A 15924-nucleotide genomic window follows, 5' to 3' on the forward strand; every position below is an offset into this window, starting at 1 on the left:
TTTTATAACAATAAAAAAACTCATCTTTACCCTTGTAAAAAGGAAAAAAGATGAGTTTATATAGAACAAATTATTTGATCATTACTTTTCTACGACTAGTAGAAGAATTATCAATAATTATTGGTGTATTCTTATTCTGATCTGTAATAATTGATCCTCCTTTAACACTTTTTGTTTGTTCATTTTTAATTTCAAACTCTAGAAATTTCACAAATTTACTTTTCATTAAATATCATTTTTTTAATTAGACATAGGGTAAATGTACAGACATTTTAATCTTCAAAATTTGTTGTTTTATAATCGAATGAGATTATGACATAAGTGACCAGAACAAATGTATAAGCGTGGCATATTATATTTTTTAACCTCACAACAGATAACAACTCACTTCATAATCATTACAATCTATACATCCACATTATTTTATAAATATAAAGCCTTCGATTCCTAGTTTTATTTTTAATTTTAGGGCAAAATTATTTCATAATATGACTAAACAGGAAAAGGTAGATTTTACTATTAAGACACTTCAGGAATTATATCCCCAAATACCAATTCCATTAGATCATAAAGACCCGTATACTCTACTCATTGCAGTATTAATGAGTGCACAGAGTACAGATGTAAGAGTTAATCAGATTACTCCTCTTCTCTTTGACAGAGCAGACAATCCATATGCAATGATTAGATTATCTGTAGAAGAAATTCGTGAAATTATAAAACCTGTAGGTTTAAGTCCGATGAAAGCTAAAGGTATTCATGGATTATCACATATATTGATCGACAAGCATAATGGACAAGTTCCTCAAAGTTTTGAGGCTTTAGAAGAGCTACCTGCTGTTGGTCATAAAACTGCTAGTGTAGTTATGTCTCAAGCATTTGGTGTACCTGCATTTCCTGTAGATACACATATTCATAGATTAATGTATAGATGGGGATTTACAAATGGTAAAAACGTTACGCAAACCGAAAAAGACGCCAAGAGATTATTCCCAAAAGAATTATGGAACGATCTGCATCTTCAAATCATATGGTATGGTAGAGAATATTCTCCTGCAAGAGGCTGGGATCTTGATAAAGATATTATTACCAAAACTATAGGCAGAAAAACTGTTTTAGACGAGTACCAAAAAGCAAAAAGGCCTATTAAAAAATAGGCCTTTTTATAAGTTTAATTCAAAATCGCTTCAAACTTAAGATTGTTATACTCTACAACCTGTAACGATTTTGAATAGTTTAGAAGAAAATCTATTGTTCTTCTGTTTGGTACTAAATGTTTTTCTTCTTTTTTAGAAGACTTAAAGTAAAATTTTGCCATATTATATAATCTTAAATTTATAGGGTTATATAAGGATAACGGCACTAATTCTACTTTATTGTATAAAAAAGTTATTAATTTGTTAAAACTATATTATTTTTTTCTATTACTTTTCTTAAATTAATTAACGCATATCGCATTCTACCAAGAGCTGTGTTTATACTAACACCTGTTTTATCAGATATTTCTTTAAAGCTCATATCTCTATACATACGCATTATTAAGACTTCTTTCTGATCATCTGGTAATTCTTGAATCAAATTGCGTAGATCTTCTTCAACCTGATCCTTTATTAATCGCTTTTCGGCATTTAGATTACCATCACTGATTACAGAGAAGATACTAAACTCTCCGTTATCTTCGAATTTTGGCATACGATTCCCTTTTCTAAAGTGATCAATTACCAAATTATGGGCAATACGCATTACCCAAGGAAGAAACTTTCCTTCTTCATTATATTTTCCATTTTTTAATGTTCGGATTACTTTTATAAAAGTATCCTGAAAAATATCTTCCGAAACATCTCTATCAAAAACTTTTGAATAAATGAAACTGTAAATACGTTGCTTATGACGTTCAATAAGAACAGAAAGGGCACATTCGTCTCCTTTAATGTAGTTGTTAACCAGAACTGCGTCTGTTAGGGTGTAATTTTTCATACCTTGACAAAATTTAGTACAAACAAGCGTGGGGCTCGTGCTATGTTAAACTTATAAAGTAAAGGTATGCTATAGGCAGTTTTATTTAAATTTTGGTTATTTAATTCGGGGCTAAGATAATAACATTCATTGAATTTCAAACAATTTCTTGTTAATTTTTTTAACTAAACTTTCAATCTACATAGATTATCATACTTGTTTAGTAATCCTTATCTTTGCTTCCTTACCGCATATTTACTATGATTCAAGACATTACAACCTTAGATCCAAAAGAGAATATAATTATCAAAGGAGCTAAACTTCACAACCTGAAAGATTTAGACGCTGTTATTCCTAGAAACAGATTAGTAGTCATTACAGGACTATCTGGTTCTGGTAAATCCAGTTTAGCTTTTGATACCTTATATGCAGAAGGGCAACGCAGATATGTAGAAAGTCTTTCGTCCTATGCAAGGCAGTTTTTAGGGCGTCTTAATAAACCCAAAGTAGATTACATAAAAGGCATAGCACCAGCAATAGCAATAGAACAAAAAGTAAATTCTACAAATCCAAGATCTACTGTCGGAACTACCACAGAAATCTATGACTATCTGAAATTACTTTTTGCTAGAATAGGTAAAACCTACTCCCCTGTTTCTGGTAATCAGGTAAAAAAAGATAGAGTAACCGATGTAATCGAATACATAAAATCTTTTGAAGATGGAGAAAAACTATTACTACTCTCCCCTATTCATATCGAAGAAGGTCGTACACTAGAAGGAAAACTAAAAGTATTACAACAACAAGGATATGCACGTATAAAAAACAATGGTACTGTATCCCGAATAGAAGACGCTTCTATACAAGAAAATGATGACTTTTATCTGGTTGTCGATCGTATCGTAAAAAGAGATGAAGAAGACTTTTATAACCGCTTGGCAGATGCTATTGGCTCCGCATTTTTTGAAGGTAAAGGCACTTGTTTTATCGAAACACTAAATGGAGGTAACCTCAAACAATTTAGTAATAAATTCGAATTAGACGGAATATCTTTCCTTGAACCCAATATTCATTTATTTAGCTTTAATAATCCATATGGTGCTTGTCCAAAATGTGAAGGCTATGGTGATGTAATAGGTATTGATCAGGATCTTGTTATCCCTAATACTGCATTGAGTATATATGAAGGAGCCGTTTTTCCCTGGCGAGGTGAAAGTATGGGATGGTATAAAGATCAATTGGTAAATAATGCCTATAAATTTGATTTCCCTATTCATAAACCTTATTTCGAATTATCAGATCAAGATAAAGAACTGTTATGGAAAGGAAATGAATATTTTGAAGGTATTACCAGTTTCTTTAAAGAACTAGAAGCCAAAGCTTATAAAATTCAGAATCGGGTCATGCTTTCTCGCTATCGTGGAAAAACAAAATGTAATACCTGTCAAGGAAAACGTTTACGTAAAGAAGCAAATTATGTAAAAGTTGATGGGGCTACACTTACTGATTTGGTAGAAAAACCATTAAATGAGTTAGCAGATTTCTTTAAAAATATTACACTTAATGAATATGATACTAAAATCGCTAATCGCCTTCTTAAAGAAATCAATACTCGATTAGAATTTTTACAAAATGTAGGGTTAGAATATTTAACGCTTAATCGTAAATCAAATACATTATCCGGAGGAGAATCACAACGTATCAATCTGGCAACCTCGCTAGGAAGTAGCTTGGTAGGTTCTATGTACATTCTTGATGAACCTAGTATAGGATTGCACCCAAAAGATACCGAAAAACTCATTAAAGTACTGCAATCTCTTCGTGATTTAGGAAATACCGTAATCGTTGTAGAACACGATGAAGATATCATGAAAGCTGCAGACGAAATCATAGATATAGGCCCAGAAGCAGGTACTTTTGGTGGTCATGTGGTTGCAACAGGTCCTTTTGACCAAATCCTAAAAGCAGATTCTCTAACTGCAAAATATCTGAATGGAGCTCTAGAAATTGAAGTTCCCGCAACTAGAAGAACCTCTAAGTATAATGTCGAAATTATAGGAGCACGTGAGAATAATCTAAAAAATATTGATGTAAAAGTTCCTCTCGGAGGTTTTACAGCAATTACAGGAGTATCTGGGAGTGGTAAAAGTACGCTTGTTAAAAAAATTATATACCCTTCTTTACTCAAACAATTGGGAGGGTATGGAGAAAAAGCCGGGCAGTTTACAGAATTAAAAGGCAATTATAGTAATATTAAACATGTAGAGTTTGTAGATCAGAATCCAATTGGTAGATCCTCTCGCTCTAATCCTGTTACTTATATTAAAGCCTATGATGATATTCGTAACCTATTCGCTTCCCAAAAATTATCCGGGATTCGTAACTATAAAGCAAAGCACTTTTCTTTTAATGTAGATGGCGGTCGATGTGAGACCTGTAAAGGAGAAGGAGAAGTTACAATAGAGATGCAGTTTATGGCCGATGTACATCTAGAATGTGAAACCTGCGGCGGAAAACGCTTCAAAAAAGATGTTCTCGAAGTAACATTTCATGATAAAAATATTCATGATGTACTCTCTATGACCATAGACAACGCCATTGATTTCTTTTCAGATCATAATCAAACCAAAATCCAAAGAAAATTACAACCCCTGCAAGATGTTGGCCTGGGATATGTGCAATTAGGGCAAAGCTCTTCTACTCTTTCTGGTGGTGAGGCTCAACGAATTAAACTAGCTTCATTTTTGGTAAAAGGAAATACCAAAGACAAAGCATTATTTATTTTTGATGAACCTACTACGGGGCTTCATTTTCATGATATCAAGAAATTACTCAAATCATTTAATGAATTGATTGCAAAAGGACATTCTATCTTAGTGATAGAACACAATTTAGATCTTATTAAATGTGCCGATTATATAATTGACCTGGGACTCGAAGGTGGTAAAAACGGAGGCAATATCATTGCAGAAGGTACACCCGAAGAAATTGTAAAAATCAAAGGTTCATATACAGGAGAATACTTGAAAGAGAAGTTATAATCTCCCTCTATATCTTGCAGCTACACAACTATATACTTACATAAGTTTCTCGCACGATGCAAGAGTTAAAGTGCACATATACATGAGCTTCTCGCATGATGCGGGAGTAAAATATATACTTACATAAATATCGTTACTTCTATTTTGAAATAATCACAAACATTAACATTATTCTAGTACCCAAACTTGTAATGTTATCATTGTCTTTTCGGCTAAAAGTTCTTAATCTCAAAATCAAAACAATGTCACTTACCGAAGATCTAAAAACTCGTACCCAAGCATCCCTAAAAAAATACCCCGAAAACGTTCATCAAATAATGAATAATGGGATAAAAGCATTAAAAGACACCGAAATCATAGCAAGGGCCTTAAAAACGGGAGATCGTATCCCTGAAATTATACTTCCAAATGCTTCAAATAAAAATATAACTGTACAGGAAATATTATTAGATAAAAAAGTGATATTATCCTTTTATCGTGGCGGATGGTGCCCTTATTGCAATTTAGAACTAAGCGCATTACAACAAGCACTACCAGAATTTGAAAAATGCGGTACTACATTAGTTGCCATAAGTCCAGAAACTCCTGATAATTCTCTAAGCACTTCAGAAAAAAACAATCTAAGTTTTGAAGTTCTATCTGATCTAGACAATAAGATTGCTTCTAAGTTCAATCTCACCTTTACGCTACCCGAAGACCTTATTGAAGTTTATAAAGGGTTCGGTATCAATTTAGAAAAAAGCAATGGAAACCCTAAACAACAACTCCCAATATCTGCGACCTATGTAATTGATCAGGACGGTACGATTATCTATCATTACATTAAAGAAGATTATAAAGAAAGAGCTGATCCTAAAGAAATAATTAAATTTCTGAAACACAAATAATTAACCTCGATTTATCATTTCTTACATGCTTTTGGCACGCCATTTGTGAAACATATATCAAATAGCGGAAGCCGAAAAGCTAATGAGTAGGCATAAACCCAAAACATGTAAGTTATGAAAAAAATGATACTTTTTATTGCAGTATTATTACTAGTAGGAACAACTGCACAAGCGACCGACCAAAAACACTCGGATCACCAGGATAGGGTTACAAAACGCTATTACCACAAGCAACCCATTGTATTTGCTGAAGGCGGAGTACAATTTTTCGTGTATCCCGAAGGAGACATTGATTACAGAATCATTAAAAGAAGACGTAGATCCCATTATGGGAACTGGAATAATAACGCATATAACACACCCGGTTCATATGCACATCGCAGACACCATAATAACTTTATTAGATATGATGATTATGGTCGATTGAAAAAGGTAGGACGCAATTACATTACGTATGATCGATATAACAGAGTGCGTAGAATAGGTGCCATATCAATGCGATATAATAGAAGAGGATTAGTATATCAAATAGGAGGTCTATATATCTATTACAAAAAATATGGTCGAATAAAATATGTAGAAGGTGGTATTCACTATGATGGTTGTGGATATTGTGGAATTGATTCATGTGCCATCACCCACACCCCGTATTATAATCAAAATTGGAAATCTAAACATTATAAACATGATGATGACGATGATGACGATGATGACGATGATGACGATGATGATCACTATTATAAGGATAGAAAAAGAAAAAAAAGATATAACGATGACGATGATTAAAAAATAGATTGTATAAAAATTGGTTAGTTGTTTAAATCCCGTTGCCAGGAGTATTTGGTAGCGGGATTTTCTGTTTTAGGGCGTTCGAGCGGGCTATCCGTTGCAATTCCTCACACGCTATTGGCGTGCTGCGGGATTTACACTACTATCCCTAACGCAAAACCACATACAATTGATGAACCTTATTTCCGACTTAAATACATTAAAACTTCGTTATAAGACTTAAAAGCACCATAAAACATGATGTTTTCTTAGTTTTAGCACAGCATCGCCCTATGGTTAAGCTGAAAAATGTAATACAACGGTATATTTTGAAGTAATTTCAAAGGGTAATAGATTTTCTAATGTATAACCCTGGTTTAAAGTGTTGTTAACCTTTTTTCAAGACAGCATGAATATCATATATTTATACCTTTTACCAGTTCTCATATGAAAATACTGTAAACTGAATCAAATTATTTTTGATTCAGACGAAAAAGAAATGATTTTAATAGGTAATTTCATATGAGAACTGGTATTGTACCCATCATAAATAGTCATTTTACTAAATATCAAATCAAAAAATATGAACTTTTGTAAAACTTTTCTATTACTTTTTATAATCGCTAATGCATCAATAACTGCTCAAAAAATGCAATTCGAAGACTACGACCCACCCTCTACTCTAGTCGTTCCCGGAACAGAAATTAAAAAAGCAAAATTTCCTTTTATCGATGTACATAATCATCAATTTAGAATGCCAACGCAAAATCTACAAGAAGTCGTTACAGAAATGGATAAACTAAACATGGCGGTAATGGTAAACCTATCAGGAAGAGGCCGAGGATCTGATGAGCATCTTACTAAATCACTAGAAAATGTTAAAACTAACTTCCCTAATAGATTCATCGTATTTACAAATATCAACCTTAAAGGAATAGATGAACCTGACTGGACAGAAAAAACAGTTGCTCAAATAGAAAAAGATGTCACTATGGGAGCCAACGGATTAAAGATCTATAAAAGTCAAGGGATGGATAATAAAGATAGTAAAGGCAATCGTATTAAAATCGATGATCCACGAATAGGACCAGTATGGGAAAAATGTGGTCAATTAGGTATCCCTGTTTTGATACATTCTGCAGATCCAAAACCATTTTGGGATGCACATGATAATAAAAATGAACGCTGGTTAGAACTTAAACTGCGATCAAGAAGAAAAAGAGATTCCAAAGTAACCGGTTCATGGAAAACCATAATACAAGAACAACACAATATTTTTAAAAAACATAAAAACACTAAATTTATCAATGCCCATTTGGGTTGGTATGGAAACAATCTTGCAAAACTTGCTGAACTTATGGATGAAATGCCTAATATGTATAGCGAGATTGGAGCGGTTATAGCAGAATTGGGGCGGCAACCTCGTAACGCAAAAGCTTTCCTTACTAAATATCAGGATAGAGTAATGTTCGGAAAAGATTCATGGAATCCCGAAGAATACTATACCTACTTTAGAGTTTTAGAATCAGACGATGAATATTTTCCTTACTACAAAAGATATCATGCGTTCTGGAAAATGTATGGATTAGATCTTGATGATGAAGTATTAAAAAAGTTATATTATAAAAATGCACTTAAAATAATCCCTAATATCGATAAGAGCCTATTTCCCAACTAGAAATAAGCAATTTGTGATTTCCATATTATAATACAATCGATATACAAAATATCGTATTAAAATATTTTGTATATCGATCTAAAACATAAACCAATTATTGTATTAATCTAATAAAGCAAGGGCATCCAAAATTTCTTGTGTAGTTTTAGGCTCAAAAGTAAACGAAAGTTCCTCTTCTTCAGAAATAACTACGCTTTTCGTTGCCAAATACTGTTGATTATTCTCGATAGTAATTACTACATAGGTAACTTCTAACCCTACTGGCAAAGAATCTGTATAGCTTTGTATAATTGGGGTCCCAGCATTAAAAATTTTAACAACGGCAGGTAAGTTATTTTCTTCAAAGATTAAATACACTGCGGTTTCTGTAGCATTAGGGCTATTAGTTAAATTGATATAATTTGTGGTTTTTGCTCCTGGATATGCATAAAACTTATCACAATTTGACCATCCTGTTTCAAATACATCATAGATATAAGAAGATGGAGCTGCATTATATACAATACCACTTGCACTATTACCACTTGCACCATCTCGTGTAGCATTCCAAACAATACCTCCATCATTTGTTGCAGTACCAGCAAAAGGGAGCATATCATTATCTTCTCCTCCTGCAGACGGTACCTGAACCTGATAAAATGTACCTGGCGCCATATCTAGAGAATTACCATTTTGGGTAACCACAACTTCTGTCTCTCCTTCAGAAAGAAGAAAGGTATTTTCGTCAGAAAAATTAATTGCATTAGTAGGTTTATTTGACAAAATCATTTGACTTGCCTTAAAAATTTCTTTAATAGCAACATCTACTGTACCGCTAATCAAATTTCCATCACCATCAACCAGTGAATTTGGAGGAAAAGTGATCTTAGTTCCATCCTCTCCAGTAAAAGTACCTCCTGTGGTTGCATCAAGTGTAAAATCTTGTTTTTGCACACCATTAGACTCATAAAATCCCAGAATATCATCATAATCAAGAATTTCTTGCTGTGGTATAAGAGCATCATCATTTTTTGAACAACTGCTCATCATAAAAGCAGCTAACACTACTATTGTGAAAATATTTTTTAACGTATTCATCATCTTAATTTTTTAAAGTTTATACCTTCATATCAATACACAAAGAATATTGTTACCCCAATCATTAATTTATTTTCACACTTTTTTCTGGATAATGTATATCCTAAACATAACAACTAGTCACACTACAAAACATACAACACTGTTTTGCAGCTATTTAAGTTTTTGGCACACTGCTTGATACTATAAAATTGAGAATGAAAAATTAATTTCTGTTCTCATATTTAAAACCACAGATTATGAAAAATTTTGTTTTACTTTTTACAGGCTTATTGTTAGCATCATTTACTGCTAACGCTTCAGAAACGAATACAGAATCGTCTGCTCGATATTACAATTATGGAAAATCATTCATCTTCTCTGAAGGAGGAATTAATTTTTCGGTATATGCAGATGGTCAATTTGATTTTTATATCAATGGACAAAGAAGCGATGTAAGTATCGGTGTTAATGCTCCTGGAGTAAACATAAGTTTTAATTCTGGATATGATTATGATGCTTATGTACAATATGATGATTATGGAGCTGTAGTACAAATAGAAGATGTACCAATCTTTTATGACTATAATGGTAGGATTGTACAAGCCGGAGACATATATATCAATTATAATAACTATGGGCGTATCTCGCGAGTTGGTGGATTATATGTGCATTATAACGGCTACGGAAATTTCTTAAACTGTACTGGTTATATCAACCGTTATAACAGATACTATGAATACAGACCTTTTCACGCATATTTTACAGTACCAGTAGTAAGCAGATGTATTGTGTACGAAAGACCATACAGAAGATATTATACGCCTTATAGATGTTCATATACTGTATACAGATCTAATTATTATAGTGGATATTACCACAGACCATATAGAAGTCGTAACTATTACAGGCCTCATAGTAGAGTATCGAGTTATAACAGAGGATATAGAGGTTCTAGTGCCAGAGGTATTACATATAGAACAAGAGGTCATAGAACAGCAATGTATAAAAGAAATGATCGTAACTATAATAAAGTAGCTCGTAGTAGATCTAATTATAATAGAGGCAATGCAACTCGTAGCAGATCAAATAATCATAGTACCAGAAGTACTACAAGAAGTAGATCAAACAACAATAAGGTTGGAAATATAAACAGAACACGTTCTGTAACACCGAATACAAGAACACGTACGGTGAGTAGAAATACTAAAGCCAGACAGAGAGTACAATCAAACAATAGAAGTACTCCCTCTAGACAAAGAGTTCAATCAACTCAACAACGAACCCGAAGTGCTGTAAACAACAGACCTAAGTACGATAGAAACAGTAGATCTCGTAATGCGGTAGCAAAGACAAATCAGGTTCGAAGACAAAGAAATTCTGGTAGAAATTACTCTGGTAATGTAACAAGACGTTCTAATAACAGTCAATATAGTAGTAAGAGAACAAATACACCCAGAACAAAAACAAACAGACAAAGAAGCAATACTTCTAACAGAGCATCGAGATCAAACAATTCTCGCTCTCGTAGTAGCAGAAGTAGAAGCTAAGAAGACATATAAGACATTAAATTTTTTGGTTGGTTAGTTGGAAAATCCCTCAGAGTAGTATGCTTTAAGCACCTCGAGGGATTTTCTTTATTAAATTATTAATATCGACAGATACTTTCAGCATATAAAAAACAATAGCATATCCCAAGCCAATTATAATGCTTTTAAAAATGATATTAAGAATCGGGTGAAACGGTAATTCCCAAAAATAAAATCCAAAAACAAAAGCTATAATTAGAGTTAATGCCAAAGCTGTTTTTTTTGAAAATGGATGCATCTTAAATTTAGCATAGACAATCCATAACTTAGCAAAATTATAACAAAACACTGCAATGCATGTAGCAATAGCTGCTCCGGTAACCCCAAAAGCAGGAATCCAAAGCATATTGAGTATAACAGTAAGAATTGCCATCCCTACTCCTATATATAGTACCATTCTGTAATAATCAGAACTGTACAGGATCGCATTATTATTCCCTAAAAGATTATCAAATAATTTAGCACTTCCAATCAAAACCACAACCCAGATAAGCAGTTCATACTCATTAGGGATAATTTCAAAAAGCTGGTTTACATTGCAAATAATCAGCACAAAAAGCAATCCACTTGCCACTAAAAGGTTAATAGAACTTTTTTTATACAAATCCCGTAATTGATCTTTTGCTTTTTCATTAATTAATTTGGCTGTTAACGGATATGTAATCTGGTGCATCGCCCTCGAAGGAATAATAATTACACTTGCAATATAGGCGCATATACCATATTTAGCCACATTTTCTATAAGAAGATAGCGTTCTATCATCGTCTTATCCAAATCAATTAATAAGGTAGCTACAGAGCCCGCAATTAAAATCAATCCAGAATATTTGAATACAGAAATATAATTGTTAGGTAATGAAAACTTTGGTTTAAAACGATGAAGTTTCAACGCATATACTTGCATAATACCTGTACGTAATAGATATGCAATCATAAGTGCGTATACGAATTGCTCAATTGTAAGGATTTCAAAATACACCATAAACAAAAGAATACTGATGCATAGCCTTAAAAACAGTTCTTTCATTACGTTTCCGAATACACTCTTAAGCTTTACTTTGGACCATGCAAAAAACACTTCAAAATAAGATACTGCAAATGCCAGAATAAAAATAGTCCATACATAAGGTTGTACTATTGTATTCTTATCACTAAACAAATCAAGAATTGTTGAATAGAAAAACATGCCTATCAATCCCAGAATCAAGGCTACCAAAAAAGGTAAGATCAACATCATAGTTAGAAACTTATCCTGTTGCTTCTCATCTGAATAGGATGAAAAAAATTTCACCAGCGTATTGTGTACACCAAAAGCCATTAAGGGCCATATCAGATTTGAAGCTGTCATTAGATAAGAGACCAATCCATAATCTTCTTCATTCATAAAATTAGTGAATAAGAACAAGGTATTTACAGCTCCAATACCAAACCCTACACAGGTAATAATAATATTTCGTATGGTTTGATTAATGACAACTCCCATTACTATCTTTTGATAATGTAATTTTAAAGGTTAAAAGTACAAAATACAGAATTAGGTATAGCAGTATATCGCCATTTCATTATTTTCTCACCATAGAAGATAGATCGTAATATGATATCCTCTAGATCTTATATGATATATGCATTATATTTTTCTTATAAAAATGCTATAAAAAAAGAGGTTATCAAGTATGACAACCTCTTTTATTATCTAAAGTGGTAAGGGACAAGAACTACTATCCCCAACAATTATCCAGTCCTTATCTCTTCTTAAAGCCTCTCTAGCTTCAAATGCATCGCAGTAAGTTAACTCTTTTACTCCAAAAGTAACATTAGATTGTAGATTAGGTAATGTAGCCCATTTGGTAAGCAAAGCATCATAGTTATCTTCAGATAAGCTTGTATAATCCAACATGTTATCCATATATTGAACATTTTGAACATCCCAACTACTAAGATCTCTATTAAAAGATGTAGCTAACTTAAACATACTATTCATATTAGTTACCTTACTCACATCCCAACTACTTATATCTCCATTAAAAGAATTAGCTCCATAAAACATACCCCCCATAGAAGTTACATTACTCACATCCCAACTACTTATATCTCCAGTAAAAGAATTAGCTCCATAAAACATAGTATTCATATTAGTTACCTTACTCACATCCCAACTACTTATATCTCCATTAAAAGCATGAGCTTCTGCAAACATATCTTCCATGTTTGTAACTTTACTTACATCCCAAGTACTTAAATCTCTATTAAAAGATCTAGCATTCTGAAACATACTATTCATATTAGTTACCTTACTCACATCCCAAGCACTCAAATCTCCAGTAAAAACATTAGCTCTATAAAACATATCTTCCATATCAGTAACCTTACTCACATCCCATTTACTAAGATCTCCATTAAAAGCAATAGCACCATCAAACATACGCTTCATGTTAGTAACCTTACTCACATCCCAAGCACTCAAATCTCCATTAAAAGCAATAGCACCATTAAACATAAGATACATACTCGTAACATTACTTACATCCCAAGCACTCAAATCTCCATTAAACGAAGTAGCTACAGAAAACATAGCCGACATATCAGTCACTTTAGAAAGATTAGGTACGTCTGTAGCATTATAGGTCATATTTTCACATTGAGCAAAAGCATTTATAAAAGATTCCCAGATAATATCTCCCCATTGCTCTATGGTCTGCAATTTTAAAGCATTTGAAGATTCTACTAATCCAAAAGCGGGGAAAGTACCCGAAATAGAAACTGTATAAACCCCTGCTTCTTTATAGTCATGTCTTGGTGTAGTAGTTTGATTGTTCTCAATAGTACCATCACCCCAATCTATAGTGTAATCATATGTAAAGTCATTATCAATCCTAACATAAATCTCTTCATTAGCCATCGTAGTTTTCCAAGTGGTAACAAATGGTTCTGCTACATTTTCTACAGTAACTGTAATATTTGCACTAACTTTATTTTTACCATTTGATACTTCTGCGGTAAGTGTATGCGAAGTAACTGTTTCAAAATCTAGTTTTTTATCAGCTACCAAACTTAGTTCTCCTGCATCTGTTAACTCAAAAAGATCATTACTATTTTGGGTTAATACAAACGTAAGTGCTTTGCTTTCTGGATCACTTGCTACTACACTCCCAATAACCACATCATCCGCAATATCTTCTTTTACGGTAAATGTCTGCGAACTGATTTCTGGTGCTTTATCAACTTCGGCTGTTGGGTTTTCTGTTTCTGTCTGTGGTTGTGTATCATCATCCTTACTACATCCAATAAATAATACGGCTATCATCAATATAGCCAATACACTTGCTTTAATTTGTTTTCGTTTCTTCATTTGTACATTTTTTTGAGGCTTACGCTCTGGTTTTTAAACAAAACCTGAGAAGCTTACGTAATTTTGTTTCTAATAATTTATATTTTGATACAAACCTAGCAAGATGTTTATCACGAAAAGAAGGTGTTTTTTATTCGCTATAGATTGTTGGATATTCGCTGAGCTTTAGTTGATATTTGCTATATCAGCTTATTACATATTTTGTTATTAACAACTATAAAGCAAGTGGTATTTCGAAATGAAGAAAAATTATATTTCGAAAAATTATTAGATTAATCGTATTATATTTATCGAAGTTTAATACAGTTAGATTTCTGGATTCTTTAATATTTCAGCCATTACTCTAGTCAGCTCCCTCCTGCTATACTTTCCTACTCCTATAACATGAGATGCTAATGTTCCTTTTTGAAACTGAACAAAATATTCGAGTATTTGGACTTTTATCTTTTCATACTCTTGATACTCAAAAAAGACTCCTGAATTTGTTTCTTTAATAATTTTGGATATATCTGCATCTTTAGGTCCAATGGCAATAAGAGGTCTTTTAGACACCATGTATTCAAATAATTTACCAGGAATAATACATCGAGTATCTTTACTGTCGATTTCAATCAATAGTAAAACCTGCGAACTTCTTTGAATTTTGATAGCATCTATGTGCGAGACATAACCTTTCAGTTCTAAAAAATCTGATAATCCGGCTTCCCGGATTGAAGACAATACATCATTACTAACAGCTCCTACCAATTGTAATTGAAATGCTTCAGAAAATGCTTTATTTTCCTTGGTCAAATCACACAAGGCTTTCCAAAGATTCTCTGGATTTCTACCAGACAATAAAGATCCTATATGCGAAATAGTAAATTTAGTATCCAAAATCGTTTCAGGAATCGATTCTTTATCATAACCATTAGTTATTACAGAAATTGGTGTATCCGTAATTTCTTTAAACTCATTTTGGGTAGTAAAACTAGTAACAACAATATGATCTGCGGTACTTAATACCTCTTTTTCCATAGATATATGCTTTTGCATAGATCGTTTTGTGAGTTTCAATTTATCATGATATCCTATGGTAGTCCATGGGTCCCTAAAATCGGCAAACCACTTTACTCCTGTTTGCTGTTTCAACTCCTTCCCTATCAAGTGTATGCTATGTGGTGGCCCCGTAGTAACTATAGTATCAATTTTGTTTTCTGAAAGATATTTTTTTAAATATTTAACCGAAGGTTTCACCCAAAATCTACGAGCATCGGGAATAAAAAAATTACCTCGTATATACAACAGCAATCGTTGTATGAAAGATTGTTTTGCTGTACCGGCAATAATCCCTTTACTTATCGTTTTGGTTTCCTTTTTAGAAAAAAACTGAGCAAAACGATACGGTTCGAAAATAGGTTGTTTTAAGATTTCTATTCCTTCAGGAATTTCAGACAACAAAGAAGTATCTTCTAGAGGATATGTTGGGTTTTCTGGAACATAAACTACTGGTTCTATATCAAATTCTCTAAAATACTTGACAAACTTAAGCCATCGCTGTACTCCGGGTCCTCCTGCAGGAGGCCAATAATATGTAATGATCAGAACCTTCACAATATAT

The 15924-nt window shown here is 32.9% G+C and carries 13 protein-coding genes; 6 read left to right on the forward strand and 7 right to left on the reverse strand.

All coding sequences use genetic code 11. The features are described from left to right. Positions 1 to 70: 70 nt before the first annotated feature. The gene (locus ATE84_RS26275; RefSeq protein ID WP_158237284.1) at positions 71 to 226 is read right to left on the reverse strand and encodes a hypothetical protein; all 156 of its coding nucleotides are present in this window, start codon (positions 224 to 226) and stop codon (positions 71 to 73) included. Between the two features lie 262 nt (positions 227 to 488). On the opposite strand from ATE84_RS26275, the gene nth reads away from it, so the two are divergent. Next, entirely contained in the window at positions 489 to 1157 is a 669-nt protein-coding gene (gene nth / locus ATE84_RS17800; protein ID WP_101449248.1) for an endonuclease III, read from the forward strand. Between the two features lie 14 nt (positions 1158 to 1171). Here nth and ATE84_RS26485 read toward each other — a convergent pair whose 3' ends face one another. Both ATE84_RS26485 and ATE84_RS17805 read right to left on the reverse strand, forming a co-directional pair. After that, positions 1172 to 1318: a hypothetical protein gene (locus ATE84_RS26485; protein WP_199176891.1), complete on the reverse strand. Its 147-nt coding sequence runs from the start codon at positions 1316 to 1318 to the stop codon at positions 1172 to 1174. Positions 1319 to 1392: 74 nt separating this feature from the next. Further along, positions 1393 to 1977, reverse strand: coding sequence for an RNA polymerase sigma factor (locus ATE84_RS17805; protein WP_024769545.1), 585 nt, complete (start codon positions 1975 to 1977; stop codon positions 1393 to 1395). 239 nt (positions 1978 to 2216) lie between these two features. Here ATE84_RS17805 and uvrA point away from each other — a divergent pair, with 239 nt between their 5' ends. The 4 genes from uvrA (at position 2217) to ATE84_RS17825 (ending at position 8330) form a co-directional block, all read left to right on the forward strand. Continuing rightward, positions 2217 to 4997, forward strand: coding sequence for an excinuclease ABC subunit UvrA (gene uvrA / locus ATE84_RS17810; RefSeq protein ID WP_101449249.1), 2781 nt, complete (start codon positions 2217 to 2219; stop codon positions 4995 to 4997). Positions 4998 to 5239: 242 nt separating this feature from the next. Then, on the forward strand, positions 5240 to 5884 hold the full coding sequence (locus tag ATE84_RS17815; protein WP_101449250.1) for a peroxiredoxin-like family protein: 645 nt from the start codon (positions 5240 to 5242) through the stop codon (positions 5882 to 5884). Between the two features lie 114 nt (positions 5885 to 5998). Then, positions 5999 to 6670: a hypothetical protein gene (locus ATE84_RS17820; RefSeq protein WP_101449251.1), complete on the forward strand. Its 672-nt coding sequence runs from the start codon at positions 5999 to 6001 to the stop codon at positions 6668 to 6670. Between the two features lie 565 nt (positions 6671 to 7235). Then, on the forward strand, positions 7236 to 8330 hold the full coding sequence (locus tag ATE84_RS17825) for an amidohydrolase family protein (RefSeq protein ID WP_101449252.1): 1095 nt from the start codon (positions 7236 to 7238) through the stop codon (positions 8328 to 8330). A 102-nt stretch (positions 8331 to 8432) separates the two neighbouring features. On the opposite strand, the gene ATE84_RS17830 is transcribed toward ATE84_RS17825, so the two are convergent. After that, a complete protein-coding gene (locus tag ATE84_RS17830) occupies positions 8433 to 9407 on the reverse strand; it encodes a hypothetical protein (RefSeq protein ID WP_101449253.1) in 975 nt (324 codons plus the stop codon). 239 nt (positions 9408 to 9646) lie between these two features. Between ATE84_RS17830 and ATE84_RS17835 the strand changes: the two genes are divergently transcribed. Continuing rightward, positions 9647 to 10936, forward strand: coding sequence for a hypothetical protein (locus ATE84_RS17835; protein ID WP_101449254.1), 1290 nt, complete (start codon positions 9647 to 9649; stop codon positions 10934 to 10936). A gap of 64 nt (positions 10937 to 11000) precedes the next feature. On the opposite strand, the gene ATE84_RS17840 is transcribed toward ATE84_RS17835, so the two are convergent. The 3 genes from ATE84_RS17840 to ATE84_RS17850 all read right to left on the reverse strand — a co-directional run bounded on the left by ATE84_RS17840 (position 11001) and on the right by ATE84_RS17850 (position 15920). Next, positions 11001 to 12458 (reverse strand): polysaccharide biosynthesis C-terminal domain-containing protein, encoded by a 1458-nt coding sequence (locus tag ATE84_RS17840; protein WP_101449255.1) that lies wholly within the window; start codon positions 12456 to 12458, stop codon positions 11001 to 11003. Positions 12459 to 12668: 210 nt separating this feature from the next. Further along, positions 12669 to 14324, reverse strand: coding sequence for a BspA family leucine-rich repeat surface protein (locus ATE84_RS17845; RefSeq protein WP_101449256.1), 1656 nt, complete (start codon positions 14322 to 14324; stop codon positions 12669 to 12671). 306 nt (positions 14325 to 14630) lie between these two features. Beyond that, positions 14631 to 15920 (reverse strand): glycosyltransferase family 4 protein, encoded by a 1290-nt coding sequence (locus tag ATE84_RS17850; RefSeq protein ID WP_101449257.1) that lies wholly within the window; start codon positions 15918 to 15920, stop codon positions 14631 to 14633. Positions 15921 to 15924 lie beyond the last annotated feature (4 nt).

Source organism: Aquimarina sp. MAR_2010_214 (assembly GCF_002846555.1).
Taxonomy (GTDB): Bacteria; Bacteroidota; Bacteroidia; order Flavobacteriales; family Flavobacteriaceae; genus Aquimarina.

What these genes read in the sequence shown, in the direction of transcription:
- ATE84_RS26275 (WP_158237284.1), bottom strand. Translation starts at nt 226, where the DNA reads ATGAAAAGTAAATTTGTGAAATTTCTAGAGTTTGAAATTAAAAATGAA.
- nth (WP_101449248.1), top strand. Translation starts at nt 489, where the DNA reads ATGACTAAACAGGAAAAGGTAGATTTTACTATTAAGACACTTCAGGAA.
- ATE84_RS26485 (WP_199176891.1), bottom strand. Translation starts at nt 1,318, where the DNA reads ATGGCAAAATTTTACTTTAAGTCTTCTAAAAAAGAAGAAAAACATTTA.
- ATE84_RS17805 (WP_024769545.1), bottom strand. Translation starts at nt 1,977, where the DNA reads ATGAAAAATTACACCCTAACAGACGCAGTTCTGGTTAACAACTACATT.
- uvrA (WP_101449249.1), top strand. Translation starts at nt 2,217, where the DNA reads ATGATTCAAGACATTACAACCTTAGATCCAAAAGAGAATATAATTATC.
- ATE84_RS17815 (WP_101449250.1), top strand. Translation starts at nt 5,240, where the DNA reads ATGTCACTTACCGAAGATCTAAAAACTCGTACCCAAGCATCCCTAAAA.
- ATE84_RS17820 (WP_101449251.1), top strand. Translation starts at nt 5,999, where the DNA reads ATGAAAAAAATGATACTTTTTATTGCAGTATTATTACTAGTAGGAACA.
- ATE84_RS17825 (WP_101449252.1), top strand. Translation starts at nt 7,236, where the DNA reads ATGAACTTTTGTAAAACTTTTCTATTACTTTTTATAATCGCTAATGCA.
- ATE84_RS17830 (WP_101449253.1), bottom strand. Translation starts at nt 9,407, where the DNA reads ATGAATACGTTAAAAAATATTTTCACAATAGTAGTGTTAGCTGCTTTT.
- ATE84_RS17835 (WP_101449254.1), top strand. Translation starts at nt 9,647, where the DNA reads ATGAAAAATTTTGTTTTACTTTTTACAGGCTTATTGTTAGCATCATTT.
- ATE84_RS17840 (WP_101449255.1), bottom strand. Translation starts at nt 12,458, where the DNA reads ATGGGAGTTGTCATTAATCAAACCATACGAAATATTATTATTACCTGT.
- ATE84_RS17845 (WP_101449256.1), bottom strand. Translation starts at nt 14,324, where the DNA reads ATGAAGAAACGAAAACAAATTAAAGCAAGTGTATTGGCTATATTGATG.